This window comes from Pseudundibacterium arcticum (genome assembly GCF_042646465.1).
In the GTDB taxonomy this organism is placed as follows: domain Bacteria; phylum Pseudomonadota; class Gammaproteobacteria; order Burkholderiales; family Burkholderiaceae_D; genus Undibacterium_A; species Undibacterium_A arcticum.
In genome coordinates, this window is record NZ_JBHRTP010000018.1 from 87,873 (window position 1) to 102,449 (window position 14,577).

The 14,577-nt window shown below is 58.0% G+C and carries 11 protein-coding genes; 8 read left to right on the forward strand and 3 right to left on the reverse strand.

All coding sequences use genetic code 11. The features are described from left to right. Positions 1-216 precede the first annotated feature (216 nt). The 3 genes from ACFOFO_RS06665 to ACFOFO_RS06675 all read left to right on the forward strand — a co-directional run bounded on the left by ACFOFO_RS06665 (position 217) and on the right by ACFOFO_RS06675 (position 3,540). Positions 217-1,170: a LysR family transcriptional regulator gene (locus ACFOFO_RS06665; protein ID WP_390321633.1), complete on the forward strand. Its 954-nt coding sequence runs from the start codon at positions 217-219 to the stop codon at positions 1,168-1,170. 234 nt (positions 1,171-1,404) lie between these two features. Beyond that, positions 1,405-2,496, forward strand: coding sequence for a porin (locus tag ACFOFO_RS06670; RefSeq protein ID WP_390331197.1), 1,092 nt, complete (start codon positions 1,405-1,407; stop codon positions 2,494-2,496). A gap of 57 nt (positions 2,497-2,553) precedes the next feature. Then, the gene (locus ACFOFO_RS06675) at positions 2,554-3,540 is read left to right on the forward strand and encodes an MBL fold metallo-hydrolase (protein ID WP_390321631.1); all 987 of its coding nucleotides are present in this window, start codon (positions 2,554-2,556) and stop codon (positions 3,538-3,540) included. 212 nt (positions 3,541-3,752) lie between these two features. On the opposite strand, the gene gyrB is transcribed toward ACFOFO_RS06675, so the two are convergent. The 3 genes from gyrB to dnaA form a co-directional block, all read right to left on the reverse strand. After that, positions 3,753-6,248 (reverse strand): DNA topoisomerase (ATP-hydrolyzing) subunit B, encoded by a 2,496-nt coding sequence (gene gyrB, locus ACFOFO_RS06680; RefSeq protein ID WP_390331199.1) that lies wholly within the window; start codon positions 6,246-6,248, stop codon positions 3,753-3,755. Between the two features lie 255 nt (positions 6,249-6,503). Next, positions 6,504-7,610 carry a DNA polymerase III subunit beta gene (gene dnaN / locus ACFOFO_RS06685; protein WP_390321623.1) on the reverse strand — a complete coding sequence of 369 codons (1,107 nt, stop codon included), beginning with the start codon at positions 7,608-7,610 and terminating at the stop codon, positions 6,504-6,506. 621 nt (positions 7,611-8,231) lie between these two features. Beyond that, positions 8,232-9,647 (reverse strand): chromosomal replication initiator protein DnaA, encoded by a 1,416-nt coding sequence (dnaA, locus tag ACFOFO_RS06690; protein ID WP_390331200.1) that lies wholly within the window; start codon positions 9,645-9,647, stop codon positions 8,232-8,234. 422 nt (positions 9,648-10,069) lie between these two features. Here dnaA and rpmH point away from each other — a divergent pair, with 422 nt between their 5' ends. The 5 genes from rpmH to mnmE all read left to right on the forward strand — a co-directional run bounded on the left by rpmH (position 10,070) and on the right by mnmE (position 14,422). Beyond that, the gene (gene rpmH, locus ACFOFO_RS06695; protein ID WP_010401996.1) at positions 10,070-10,204 is read left to right on the forward strand and encodes a 50S ribosomal protein L34; all 135 of its coding nucleotides are present in this window, start codon (positions 10,070-10,072) and stop codon (positions 10,202-10,204) included. A gap of 56 nt (positions 10,205-10,260) precedes the next feature. Then, positions 10,261-10,656 carry a ribonuclease P protein component gene (gene rnpA / locus ACFOFO_RS06700; protein ID WP_390321619.1) on the forward strand — a complete coding sequence of 132 codons (396 nt, stop codon included), beginning with the start codon at positions 10,261-10,263 and terminating at the stop codon, positions 10,654-10,656. A 26-nt stretch (positions 10,657-10,682) separates the two neighbouring features. Beyond that, entirely contained in the window at positions 10,683-10,943 is a 261-nt protein-coding gene (yidD, locus tag ACFOFO_RS06705) for a membrane protein insertion efficiency factor YidD (RefSeq protein WP_390327810.1), read from the forward strand. 44 nt (positions 10,944-10,987) lie between these two features. Further along, entirely contained in the window at positions 10,988-12,652 is a 1,665-nt protein-coding gene (gene yidC / locus ACFOFO_RS06710; protein WP_390331202.1) for a membrane protein insertase YidC, read from the forward strand. A 384-nt stretch (positions 12,653-13,036) separates the two neighbouring features. Beyond that, the gene (gene mnmE / locus ACFOFO_RS06715) at positions 13,037-14,422 is read left to right on the forward strand and encodes a tRNA uridine-5-carboxymethylaminomethyl(34) synthesis GTPase MnmE (RefSeq protein ID WP_390321616.1); all 1,386 of its coding nucleotides are present in this window, start codon (positions 13,037-13,039) and stop codon (positions 14,420-14,422) included. The last annotated feature ends 155 nt before the right edge of the window (positions 14,423-14,577 follow it).

A 14,577-nucleotide genomic window follows, 5' to 3' on the forward strand; every position in this document is an offset into this window, starting at 1 on the left:
GAGCTTGCTCGACCACTTCTTCCATCTCGACCTCCCTCCACGAAGGGGGGGCAATTCCTCGTGTCGTCTGGTGGTCAGTTTGTCGTGTCGCCTGACAAAACAAAAGGAGGATGTGGTCCATCCGCGTCCAGCTGCAAATACAGCGTCGGACACGAGATCTGGTACACTTCGATCCCGGCATCACCGCCAACTTCTGCGACCGCGCCGAGCACAGACATGCCCGTATTTGCCAAAGTCGTCAGCTATTTTGAGGAGGTAGCCCGCCGCGGCTCGATCCGCCGCGCCGCCGAATATCTGCACGTTACCGCGTCAGCGGTGGACCGACAGATTCTCCTGCTCGAAGAGCGCGTTGGCACGCCTCTGTTCGAACGTCTGCCGCGCGGTGTGCGACTGACTGCCGCCGGTGAACTCATGCTGCGTTCTGTTCGCCACTTGGCGAAAGTCTTCGACAGTACGGTGTCGGAGGTGGAGGCCTTGCGTGGCCTGCGTCACGGGCATGTGACCGTCTGCGGACTGCAGTTCTTGGGTGAGTCGGTCTTTCCGAGGTTTATTCGCGAAACTCGTGAACAGCATCCAGGGATCTCGATATCGGCATTCGTGGGCACTACGGAGGAGATCCTGCGCGACGTCATCAACGGTGATGCCGATTTCGGAATCTGCTATGCGCCACAGGGCCGGCTCCCGGTCACCACCCTGCGGTCGCTCACGCTGCGCATGGGCGCCGTCGTCGCACCAGGCCATCCTCTAACTTCGCTTGCGAAGGTCCGTCTCGCCGATTGCATGGAGTACCCGCTGGTGTTGCCGCGTCGAGAAATGGAGTTGCGCTCTCGCATCGAGCGCATACAGACTCACTCTGCGATCGAGCTTCGTCCTACGATCGAAACTAATTCCATTGGCATGATGAAGACCATCCTGCGCGATGGGTTGGGGGTCGGCTTCCTGACCGAGGCAGATGTTGTTGCCGATCTGCGCGCTGGGCAACTAGTGTGGATTCCGTTGGCTGACCCTGGCATCGGGCAGTCCACCGTCGTCCTGATCGTGCAGGCACAGCGCAGCCTCCCCTTCGCAGCGTCGGCGGTGGTTGAGCGGCTCGACGCCGCGTTCGTGTCTATCGTTCCACCGCCCGAGAGGCTAGCTGTGCGTTCTAAAAAACGCAACAGAGCGACCTAAACTTAGCGCTTCTCGTTGACGCTTCGCGCCTCTAGAATGGGGTTGATCACGGACGGCCTGAGCCGGCGCTACTTGTAAAGATACCTCTCCGGATGAAAAATGAGAGCATCACAAGGCAGCTGCCACAAGCCACTGACACGTTCCGCGTTCGAAGCGATGCTGCGTACGTAATCCGTAGTGCGATGCGTAGTAAGTTGCATAAAACATAAAACATAAAATCAAGGAGATCAAAAAATGGAAAGTGAAAAGGCTAACAAAGCCTACCGCAGAGCGAGAGCCCTGCTCGCAATCGTTGCGCTCGGGAGTGCTGCCACCGCAAGCGCGCAGTCGAGTGTGCAATTCAGTGGTGTCATCGACACTTTTGCCGGCGATAACCAATTGAGTGGAAATTCTCATCGTGTCGCGAATGTGGGCACTGGCGGTCTGTCTACAGCGTACTTCGGATTCACCGGAACTGAGGATTTAGGTGGTGGACTGCAAGCTGAATTCGCGCTCAGCTCTCCGTTTCAAAGTGACAACGGGTTGCAAGGGCGGTTTGCCAACGATACGTTATTTTCGCGTGACGCGAATGTCGGTATCAAAGGCGGATTCGGCGCCATCAAGCTGGGACGATATACCAGTCCGAACTTCCTTTCCGCCGTCCAGTTCAACCCGTTCGGAAATTCGACGGTGGTTGCTCCGTTATTGCTTCATTCGTATGTACCCACCTTCGGCGATTTAAACGTATGGCGTAACTCGATTGCTGGCGATAGTGGTTGGAGTAATCAGATCGCCTACATCACACCGGATTTCGATGGCTTCAAAGCAGACTTTCACTATCAGTTCGGTGAAGTGGCTGGAAATTCTGGCAAGAATAATGTGGGTGCACGCGCCTTTTATTTTAAGGGGCCACTGGGCCTCACCGCATATGTCCAGCGCGTACAAGTGAATAATCCGCTCGATGCAGGAGGCGTAACATCCGCTCTGAATACGGTCGGGACGCCCACCAGTCAACGGGCCTGGTTTATCGGTGGAAGTTATGACTTTAGCAGTGTCAAGTTGTTCGGCACCTATCAACAGACAACAAATAATGTCGATGCCAATGATAAAACCGTGCAACTGGGTAGCAGTATTCCGGTAGGAGCAGGGAATATTTTGGCGTCGTGGGCCCAGACGCGGCGCGCAGGCTCGGTTGTCGGTGCTGATCTGAAGAGAAATACCGCTTCAGTTGGGTATGACTATGTCCTGTCCAAGAGAACCGATCTTTATACGGTGTACATGTACGACAAGATTTCAAGCCAAGATCAGGCAAATAGTATTTTATTGGGGATTCGACATCGCTTTTGAACATGGATTGGCTCGCATTCGAGCAGATCGTGAATTCTTACAAAAAGGAATATTGCTATGAAATTTCGTTTATTTATTGCGGCATCTTTAATTGCATTTGCAAATCCGGGGTTCGCACAAAGCGACAAGCAAGGCGTCGATATGCGGGTCATTCTTTTGGGGACTGGAGGACCGGAAATGTCGCCTAACCGTTTCGGCTACGCAACGCTGGTCGAGGCGGGTGGGCAAAAGTTATTGTTCGATGCCGGTCGCGGAGTGATGCAGCGAATTTACGAATCACGGGTTAAGGTGACCTCGGTCACCAATGTTTTTTTTACCCATCTTCATAACGATCACATCGAAGGCTTACCCAGTCTGTGGATGACCCCTTGGTTTCTGCTCGGCCGTACCCAACCACTGCAAGTGTGGGGGCCTCCAGGAACCGCGAAAATGATCGCCGGCATGCAATCGATGTTTGCTTTCGACATGGAACACCGTGTGAATCAGTTCAATAAATTGGAGAACCTGGTACCTGTCGTTAAGGAAATTTCAGAGGGGGATATCTACAACAAGGATGGCGTAAAGGTAACCGCTTTTCCGGTATTGCACGGCGATGGCGACCCATCTTTCGGGTACCGGATTTCTTATAAAGGAAAAAACGTCGTTTTGTCCGGGGACACGACCTATTCGCCGAACGTGGTGAAGTATGGGCGTAACGCCGATCTGATTGTGCATAACGTGATCGCGATGAGTGAACATCTTACCAAGGCGCCGGAGATGGGCCCGATTCTGGCGAAGTTAACCACACCGGAACAGGCCGCCCGCGTTTTTAAAGAAACTGCGCCAAAAATGGCTGTATTCTCACATATCGTGAAAAAGGAGCTTCACGGCTTGCACGGGGATGATGTGGTGATGGAGATGACCCGCAAGGCTGGTTATACGGGACCACTCGAAATGGGGTATGACCGCATGATCATTGAAGTCGGTAGCTCTGTGAGGGTCTTTCAACCTGCAGTGACGTTTAACCTGCCGGATCTCGATAAAAAAGAACGCTACGAAAACTGATAGGTCTTTCTGATGCAAAGCAATATGTGCATCTGGTGAGGTGCAAGCGCCAGATGTGCGGCTATACAGGCGTGCAAGAGTTGTAATGGAGCAAAATGAAAAAGCCAACCTGCTCGGTTGGCTTTTCATTTTTTTACGATTATTTCATCATCTGTGACACTACTATTTCACTAACTTGACACAGATTTCACTTTCTGTGACAACCGACAATTTTAGACGTCAATATTCCCCGCCCGCAAAGCATTGCCCTCAATAAACGCACGCCGCGGCTCCACATCGTCGCCCATCAGCGTGGTAAAGATCTGGTCCGCCGCAATCGCGTCTTCGATCTGCACTTTCAGCAGGCGGCGCACGGTCGGGTCCATCGTGGTTTCCCACAGCTGGGACGGGTTCATCTCGCCCAGACCCTTGTAGCGCTGCTTGCTGACGCCGCGCTCGGCTTCGTCGCGCAGCCATTGCATGGCGTGATGGAAATCGGCCACCTTGGACTCCTTGGTTCTTTCACCTTCACCACGACGGATGAAGGCGCCATCGCCGATCAGTCCCTTGAAGGTGGTGGCGGCATCGGTGAGTACCTGATAGTCGGCGCCTTGCACGAAATCGGCGTCGATCGCGCTGACCTTGATGTTGCCGTGGTATAGGCGCTCGATGCGGAGCATGTGCTTTTCTGTCAGTTCGTCGGTCTTGACGACGGCATGCACGGCCGGGTCGTTGATCGCGCTGGTCAGGGCCAGCGCCGATTGTTCGGCCGCCTCGATGCTGTCCAGGTCGAGCGTGACGCCGGTCATGATGGCGGTCAGCGCGGCACGATCGATCACGCGCGTCAGGCGCATCATGATCGAGTTGGCCAGGTTGTACTGGCGCACCAGCTCGGCCAGCGCGTCGCCGCTGATCGGCAGCGCACCTTCGCTCGGGATCAGCGCCGCGCCGTTCAGCGCGACTTGCATCATGTATTGCGCTTCTTCCTGGTCGTCTTTCAGGTAACGCTCGTCGCGGCCGGCCTTGACTTTGTATAGCGGCGGCTGGGCGATGTAGATGTGGCCGCGCTCCACCAGTTGCGGCATCTGGCGGTAGAACAGCGTCAGCAGCAGGGTGCGGATGTGGGCGCCGTCGACGTCGGCATCGGTCATGATGATGATGCGGTGGTAGCGCAGCTTGTCGACGTTGAATTCATCCGGGCCGATGCTGGTGCCGAGCGTGGCGATCAGGGTGGTGATCTGCTCGGACGACAGCATCTTTTCAAAGCGGGCTTTTTCGACGTTCAGCACCTTGCCGCGCAGCGGCAGAATGGCCTGGAACTTGCGGTCGCGGCCCTGCTTGGCCGAGCCGCCTGCGGAATCACCCTCTACGATGTACAGCTCGCACAGGGCCGGGTCTTTTTCCTGGCAGTCGGCCAGTTTGGCGGACAGGCCGAGGCCGTCCATCACGCCCTTGCGTCGCGTCAGGTCGCGCGCTTTTCGTGCTGCTTCGCGGGCGCGCGCGGCTTCGACAATCTTGCCGCAGATGATCTTGGCGTCGTTCGGTTTTTCTTGCAGATAATCGGCCAGTGTCTTGGCGACGATCTCTTCGACCGGGCCACGCACTTCGCTTGATACCAGCTTGTCCTTGGTCTGCGAGCTGAACTTCGGTTCCGGCACCTTGACCGACAGCACGCAGGTCAGGCCTTCGCGCATGTCGTCGCCGCTGATTTCGACCTTGGCTTTCTTGGCGAATTCATGCTCGTCGATGTACTTGTTGATGACGCGCGTCATCGCCGCGCGCAGGCCGGTCAGGTGGGTGCCGCCGTCGCGTTGCGGGATGTTGTTGGTGAAGCACAGCACCTGCTCGTTGTAGGCGTCGTTCCATTGCATCGAGACGTCGACCGTGATGTTGGTGTTCTGGTCCGACATCCGCTCGCCGGTGGCCTGGAAGATGGTTGGATGCAGCACCGTCTTGGCCTTGTTGATGTATTCGACGAAGCCGCGGGTGCCGCCTTCGAATGCGAATATTTCTTCCTTGCCGGAACGTTGATCGGTCAGCTTGATGCGTACGCCATTGTTCAGGAAGGACAGCTCGCGGATGCGTTTGGCCAGGATTTCATAATGGAATTCGACATGCGAAAAAATCTCTTCGTCGGCCCAGAAATGGACGTCGGTGCCGCGCTTGTCGGTCTCGCCGATGACCTTGATCGGCGAGCAGATCATGCCGTTGATGGTTTCGATTTCGCGGTTTTGCGGCACGCCGCGCACGAATTCCATGTAGTGCACCTTGCCGTCGCGCCGGATGGTCAGCTTCAGCAGTTTCGACAGGCCGTTGACGCAGGACACGCCGACGCCGTGCAGGCCGCCCGATACCTTGTACGAGTTCTGGTCGAACTTGCCGCCGGCATGCAACTCGGTCATCACGATTTCGGCCGCGCTGCGTTTCGGTTCGTGCTTGTCGTCGAACTTGACGCCGGTCGGCACGCCGCGCCCGTTGTCGGTGACCGAGATCGAATTGTCGGAATGGATGGTGACGTGGATTTCGGTGCAGTGGCCGGCCAGCGATTCGTCGATCGAGTTGTCCAGCACTTCAAACACCAGATGGTGCAGGCCGGTGCCGTCCGAGGTGTCGCCGATATACATGCCGGGGCGCTTGCGCACCGCTTCCAGACCTTCGAGGATCTGGATCGATGAGGCGCCGTAGGATTCTTGCACCTGGGCTGGTTTCTCTTGGATTTGCTCGGACATGGACTACCTTCTGAAATGTTTACTGCTTGTTCAAATAAAGCTGGGATAACCTGCGGTCATCGGTCTTGCTTTTTTTGGCTCCTTCCTCTTCAAGGGGAAGGTTGGGATGGGGCTGGGTTTCCTGCGCAATTGGAGCGACTTTAGTGGTGCGTAAGAAACAAGAAACCCATCCCCTCCCTAACCCTCCCCTTGAAGGGGAGGGAATGCTTCGGCGCGTTGAAGGGGCGGGAATACTTCGGCGCGTTGGTGGGACAGTTAGATCCGCATCGGCATCACGACATACTTGAAGTCGGTATTGTCGGGGATCGAAATCAGCGCTGATGAATTGGAGTCGCCGAGCGCGATGTTGACCTGATCGCACTTGAGGTTGTTCAATACGTCGAGCAGATAGGTGACGTTGAAACCGATGTCGACACTGTCGCCGCCGTAGTCGATTTCGAGTTCTTCGACGGCTTCTTCCTGATCGGCGTTGGTCGAGCTGATCTTCATGCTGCCCGGGCTCATGATGCAGCGCACGCCCTTGAACTTGTCGGACGTCATGATCGCGGCGCGTTGCAGCGAGCGCAGCAAGGTGTCGCGGCTGATGCTGAAATTGTTCTTGTAACCCTTCGGCACCACGCGGGTGTAGTCGGGGAACTTGCCTTCGACCAGTTTCGAGATCAGTTCGATATCGGCGAAGGTCAGCTTGATCTGGTTGTTGGCGATTTCGAGCTGGACCGGATCGTCATTGTCTTCCAGCAGGCGCTGCAGTTCCACGATGGTCTTGCGCGGAATGATGACTTCCTGGCGCTCGAATTCCTGCTCGGTCTCGACCTGGCAGAACGCCAGACGGTGACCGTCGGTCGCGACCGCCATCACGTTCTTGCCTTCGACCACCAGCAGCAGGCCGTTCAGGTAATAACGGATATCCTGCTGCGCCATCGAGAAATGCACCATGTTGAACAGGTGCTTCAGGGTCTTTTGCGGCAGCGACAGGCGCGTGTTGTAGTGCTCGGCCTGGGCCACGGTCGGGAATTCTTCGGCCGCCAGCGTCTGCAGCGAGAAGCGCGACTTGCCCGATTGCACCGTCATCTTCTTGTTGTCGAGCTTCATCGTGACGTCGCCCGATTCCGGCAAGGCGCGCAGGATGTCGAGCAGCTTGCGCGCGGCGACGGTGGTGGCGATCACTTCGCCGCCGGCACCGATCGGCGCGTGGGTGGTGATCTGCACTTCGATGTCGGTCGACAGGAATGACAGTTTTTCGCCGTCCTTGCGGATGAGGATATTGGCCAGAATCGGCAAGGTGTGCCGACGCTCGACAATACCGCTCACGATCTGCAGTGGCCGCAGAAGGCTGTCTCTGGGAGTTTTGACCAATTGCATAGTGTTCCTTGATAAGAGTGTTTACGAACGCGCTATTTGATGAGATAACGCGAAAACTAAAACTACAAAACCAACTTGCTCAATTACTACGGGTCGGATGCCAATTGCAAATTGGCGGGAGTATATTCATATCTCCCAATAATTCTGTGCAGCTATGAACCATCTACTATGGAGTATTTGACCAATTTGCAGCCCACCGGTCGCCGACCCACGCTCTTACAGCCAGCTTACTGTCTTGGCTTGCCGCTCTACTGACGTATTTTAAATCATGCCCAAGGGCAAACTGCGTTACTGCGCATTTTCATATCTGGCGCCGGTTTTCGCGTCCAACGCCATCGACTCAGGGCGATCGCGTCGAGATTCGCGTGCACATTATCGATGCTGCCGGTTAAATTCCCTCCCCCTTGCAGGGGGAGGGCTAGGGTGGGGGTAGTGCGGTCGATGAAGGCTGCACGTTGCCGATCGACCATCCTACCCCCATCCCAACCTTCCCCCTGCAAGGGGGAAGGGGCTAAAAGCCTTAGCCAGCGACGGCCTTCATTCGATCGCCCGGTCCCTCAACCAGATCAACCACTTCAATCACATCAACCACCACAACCGAGTTAACCGCATCAACCACGCTTAACCTTTCAGGGTTTGTTCCAACACGTGCAATTCATGATTGCACTCCGGGCTCTTGGTGCGATCGAGTGCGATCTTGCGCACCGCGTGCAGCACGGTGGTATGGTCGCGTCCGCCGAACAGTTCGCCGATCTCCGGCAAGCTCTTCTGCGTCAGTTCCTTGGCCAGATACATTGCGATCTGGCGCGGTCGCGCGATGTTGGCCGGGCGCCGCTTCGAATACATGTCGGCGATCTTGATGTTGAAGAAATCGGCCACCGTCTTCTGGATGTTTTCCACCGAGATCTGGCGGTTCTGTACCGACAGCAAATCCTTCAACGCCTCCTTCACCACATCGATCGTGATGTCCTTGCCGTGGAAGCGCGAGTAAGCCAGGATCTTGCGCAGTGCGCCTTCCAGCTCGCGCACGTTCGAGCGCAGATGCTTGGCGACGAAAAACGCGACGTCGTCGGACATGTTGACGCCCTCCAGTGTCGCTTTTTTCAGCAGGATCGCGACCCGCATCTCCAGCTCGGGCGGTTCGATCGCGACCGTCAGGCCGGAGTCGAAGCGCGAAATCAGGCGGTCGTCCATCCCGGTAATTTCTTTCGGGTAGGTGTCGCTGGTAATGATGATCTGCTTCTTGGCCGCAATCAGCGCCTCGAACGCATAGAAGAATTCTTCCTGGGTACGGCTCTTGCCGCCGAAGAACTGGATATCATCGATCAGCAGCATGTCGAGCGAATGGTAATACCGCTTGAAATCGTCGAAACCCTTGCGCTGGTATGCGGTCACCACGTCGCGCACATACTGTTCGGCATGGATGTAACGAATCCGCGCGTTCGGCTGGTCGACCAGCAGCTGGTTGCCGATCGCATGGATCAGATGGGTCTTGCCGAGCCCGACGCCGCCATAAAAGAACAGCGGGTTATACGAAATGCCGGGATTGTTCGCGACCTGGATCGCCGCCGCGCGCGCCAGCTGGTTGGCCTTGCCGGTGACGAAGCTGTCGAAAGTCAGCTCCGGATTGACGCGGCTCTGCTCGCGGCGCGGCGCGGCCTCGGCGTGGTTGTTAGCACTGGATTCGCGCAGCCGATCGACCGTGTCGCTGGCATTGGGCATCGCTGCGGTATAGCCGTTGGCGCTGCCGGAGTCCTGCGCCGGCGCCGGCGCGACCGACTTCTTCGGCGCCGCCAGCCGTGGATCCAGCACGAACTGCACCTCGATCGGTGCTTCCCAGAACTCTGCCGCCAGCAGCGTGATGCGGCTGGCAAATTGGGTCTTGACCCAGTCGAGCTTGAAACGATTCGGCGCGGCAATGCGCAGCCGACCGTCCTCGTAATCGAGCGGCGTCAGCGGCTTGATCCATGCGCTGAACTGTTGCGGCGTCAATTCCAGTTCCAGTTGCGTGGAACAGGACTGCCAAAAATTTTCCATTAATCGTCTGTTTGAAAAGCGGTGGAGGGGCGTATCGAGAATGCCTCGGGATTGAAACCTGCCGGGCCGACATCCGAGGGCGCGCCGCAAAGTATCCGCTATTCTACCCCTGCCGGGCAGAGTTATCCACAGGCTGGCGGCTTATTTTCCGCCGCCTGGCTGCAGTCGCGGGGCGCCGCATAGGCGGTGGCCCGACGCCGCTTATCCCCATCTTGCCGGCGCGGCAACAACAGCAACAGATAGGAAACTGAGCGCATAAACCTTGACAGAAGGTTGGAAACTGCTGTTTAATTCAGGGTTCCGCGCCCGATTTATTTGATTTGCGTTAAGTTGCTACTTACTCAACGTACGTATCTGCCCAGGTCGATGCCGGGTAAATGCCCGATGTACCCGATTTATTTTTGCTGATTAGCGAGTCCAACATGAAACGTACTTACCAACCTTCCGTAGTTCGCCGCAAGCGTACCCACGGCTTCCGCGCACGCATGGCAACCCGCGGCGGTCGCGACGTCCTGAACGCACGCCGCGCCAAAGGCCGCAAGCGTCTGGCTGTCTAAGCCAGCCGTCCGCAGCTGGCTGCGTGACAAGCCGTACTGAAAGCCTGACTGGCAATATGACATCAGGCGATCGCAGCCAGGACTTCGCACGTGCCCGGCGTATCGTAAAAGCGGATGAGTTTTCATCCGCTTTTCGTTTGCGCCCCGCACAAAAAAGCGCGCATTTCGTGTTGTATACCCGCCCCAACCAGTTGCCACAAGCGCGGCTTGGGGTAGTAGTGGCCAAGCGCCTTGCGCCGCGCGCCGTGACCCGCAACACGATCAAACGTGTTACCCGGGAAATATTCCGCCTGTCCGAGTTACCCCCGGTCGACTGCGTCGTACGGCTGTCGGCGCCGGTCAATAGCAAGGCGGGACCGGCCACCAGCGCCGCGCTCAAGGTCTTGCTGCGCACCGAGTTGCTGCGGCTGTTTGCGTCGCAGCGCGTGGCGGAGCGAGGGCCGGCGTCATGATTTCTCCGCAATCCCGGCCATCCGTGTTGCAGTCCTTGTTATTGCTGTTGTTGCGCGCATATAAGGTCGGCATTAGTCCGATGCTGGGACAGAACTGCCGGTTTTACCCGAGCTGCTCGGACTACGCCTTTGAAGCCATCCGCGAGCACGGCGCCGCAAAGGGTGGTTTTCTGTCGGCCAAACGACTCTGCAAATGCCATCCGTGGCACCCGGGCGGACTTGATCCGGTGCCGAAAAAACCGGCACCGACGGCTGCCGCCAACGATTGCGGCTGCCGTCATTCCTGAATTCACCTGAACTGCTCACCTGAACTAAATAAAAAACTACGCTTATGGATATCAAACGTACCGTCCTGTGGGTTGTGTTTTCGCTATCGATATTGCTGCTGTGGGATAACTGGATGCGGTCCAGCGGCAAGCCGTCGATGTTTTTCCCGACTGCCAATCAGCAAGCGAAGGGCCCGGCCAGCGCTTCCACTTCCGATGTGCCGCAAGCCAGCGCCGTCAGCGGAGCGCCAGCATCGGCGGCAGCCACTGGCGCAGTGAGCACTGACACCACGCCGATCAAGGGCGAGACCATTGCGATCAGTACCGATCTGGTAAAGGTTGAAATCAACACCGCCGGCGGCGAACTGACGCACCTGGAATTGCTGAAACACAAGGGCACGGTCGACCAGAAAAGCAATCTGGTGCTGTTCGACAATAGCCCGAACCACACTTATCTGGCCGAAACCGGCCTGATCGGCGGCGCCAATGGCGTGACGTTCCCGAACCATAAGACCTTGTTCACCGCCAAACCCGGTCCGCGCACGCTCGACGGCAACAACGAAGTCAAGCTGGTGCTGGAAGCCGAGCAGGGCGGCCTGAAGCTGACCAAGACCTTCACCTTCAAGCGCGGCGACTATGTGATCGACGTCAAGCACGAAGTCACCAATACCGGCACGGCACCGGTGGCACCGTCGCTCTACCTGCAACTGGTGCGTGACGGCAACAAGCCGGAAGGCGAGTCGCGTTTCTATAGCACCTTCAGCGGCCCGGCCCTGTACACCGAGGCCGACAAGTTCCAGAAACTGAACTTCGAGAAGATTGAAAAAGGCACCGAAGAACACGCGACCAAGGCCGACAACGGCTGGATCGCGCTGGTGCAGCACTATTTCGTCTCGGCCTTCATCCCGCGCGACAAGACCGCGCGCGAGATCTTCACCAAGAAAGTCGCCAACAATCTGTACGCCATCGGCACGGTCGAGCCACTCGGCACCATCGCACCGGGTGCGACGGTATCGAAGGATGCCGCGCTGTATTCCGGCCCGCAGGAATCGGCCGCGCTGGAAAAAACCGCGCCGGGCCTGGTGCTGGTGAAAGACTATGGCTGGGCCACCATCATTGCACAGCCGATTTTCTGGGTGCTGGAACAACTGCACAAGGTGCTCGGCAACTGGGGCTGGACCATCATCGCGTTCACGGTCCTGATCAAGCTGCTGTTCTTCCCGCTGTCGGCCGCCAGCTTCCGCAGCATGGCCAAGATGAAACTGGTCACGCCGAAAATGACCGAAATCCGCGAGCGTCACAAGTCCGACCCGCAAAAGATGAACCAGGCCATGATGGCGCTGTACAAGACCGAAAAGATCAATCCGCTCGGCGGCTGCCTGCCGATCCTGATCCAGATGCCGGTCTTTATGGCGCTGTACTGGGTCCTGTCGGCCAGCGTCGAGATGCGCGGCGCGCCGTGGCTGGGCTGGATCCACAACCTGGCCGCGCCCGATCCGTGGTACATCCTGCCGGTAATCTACGCGGTGTCGATGTTCATCCAGACCAAGCTCAATCCGGCACCGGCCGACCCGATGCAGGCCAAGATGATGCTGTTCATGCCGCTCGCTTTCTCGGTCATGTTCTTCTTCTTCCCGGCCGGCCTGGTGCTGTACTGGGTCGTCAACAACGTGCTGTCGATCGGGCAGCAGTGGGTGATTACCAAGAAAATGACGCACGGCAGAGCCTGACGCCGCTTCTGTGTGACCGAAGCAGGGCGATCGCGTAAAGATCCGCGCGAACTGTGCGACCGCGAGGATAAGTTCCCTCCCCCTTGCAGGGGTTAGGGGCGCAGCAGGGAATTCAGGAGGCATGCCTCCTGCCTGTGGAGCGGTATCCGCTTGCAAGCGGATACTCCTGGGGGTGGGGGTAGTGCGGTCGATGAATATTGCACGTTGTCGCTCGACCACTGCCCCCCCATCCCAACCTTCCCCCTCAAAGGGGGAAGGGGCTAAAAGCCAGATCCTGCAACGATCTTCACTTGATTGCCCCGCTGAGGAAAGGCCCGTGCTTGCATGGGCTTTTTTCATGGCGATTCCGCTTGGTGTGCTCTTCAATGACGATAAAATCGCGACATGAATCTCGATAACTCCCCCATCGCCGCCATCGCCACCGCCCCCGGCCGCGGCGGCATCGGCGTGGTACGCGCCTCCGGTAAAAACCTGTCGGCGCTGATCGACGCGCTGTTCGGTCCCGGCGCCAAGACCTTGAAACCGCGTCACGCAACGTATCTGCCATTTACCAACGCCGACGGCAGCGTGATCGACCAGGGCATCGCGATCCATTTCAAGGGACCGCACTCCTACACCGGCGAAGACGTGCTCGAACTGCAAGGTCATGGCGGACCGGTGGTGCTGCAGATGTTGCTGGCGCGCTGCCTCGATGCCGGCAAGGAAATCGGCCTGCGACTAGCCGAGCCGGGCGAATTCACGCGGCGCGCCTTTCTGAACGACAAGCTCGATCTGGCGCAGGCCGAAGCGGTGGCCGACCTGATCGAGGCGTCGACCGAAGCGGCCGCCAGGTCGGCCTCGCAATCGTTGGCCGGCGCGTTTTCAAAGACGATCCACGCGCTGGTCGAACGCGTCACGCACCTGCGCATGCTGGTCGAGGCGACGCTCGATTTTCCAGAAGAAGAAATCGATTTTCTAGAGCAGTCCGATGCGCGCGGCCAACTGGCCGGCATTCGCGCCACGCTCGATCAGGTATTGCGCCAGGCCGCGCAAGGCGCGCTGCTGCGCGAAGGCCTGAACATCGTGCTGGCCGGCCAGCCCAACGTCGGCAAGTCGTCGCTGCTGAATGCACTGGCCGGCGCCGACGTCGCGATCGTCACCGCGATTGCCGGCACCACCCGCGACAAGGTCACCGAAACCATCCAGATCGAAGGCATCCCGCTCAACATCATCGACACCGCCGGCATCCGCACCGTGGCCGAGGACGGCGACGAGGTCGAACGGATCGGCATCGAACGCACCTGGGCCGAGGTCGGCAAGGCCGACGTGATCCTGCATCTGCTGGACGCCGACCAGGGACCGACCCGCGCCGACGAAGCGATCGTGGCGCGCTTTCCGGCCAATGTGCCGGTGCTGCGGGTGTGGAACAAGATCGACCTGTCCGGCCACCAGCCGTCGGTCGAGCAGACGCCCGACGCGACCCACGTCTACCTGTCGGCGCATGAGGGGCAGGGCATCGACCTGCTGCGCGCCGAACTGCTGCGCATCGCCGGCTGGCAGCAGACCGGCGAATCGCTGTACCTGGCGCGCGAACGCCACCTGATCGCCTTAAAAGCCGCGCGCGAGCACCTGAGCAATGCAGCCGAGCACGCGTCACACAGCGATCAGTCGCTCGATCTGTTCGCGGAAGAGTTGCGGCTGGCGCAGGACCAGCTGTCGAGCATCACCGGCGCGTTTTCGTCGGATGATTTGCTAGGGGTGATATTTAGCCGGTTTTGTATTGGGAAATAATTGGTATTTCAGGCGTGTCCAAGTTCGCCAACTTTTCCAGCGTTTTACCTGCGAGAAGGCAGCGAGTTTTAATCTGGGTCGCCAAGATTCAAGCCGCTCTCCGTGACATTGCATTTACTTGTTGAGTGGCAACTTCCCATGTTAAATTGCCATGT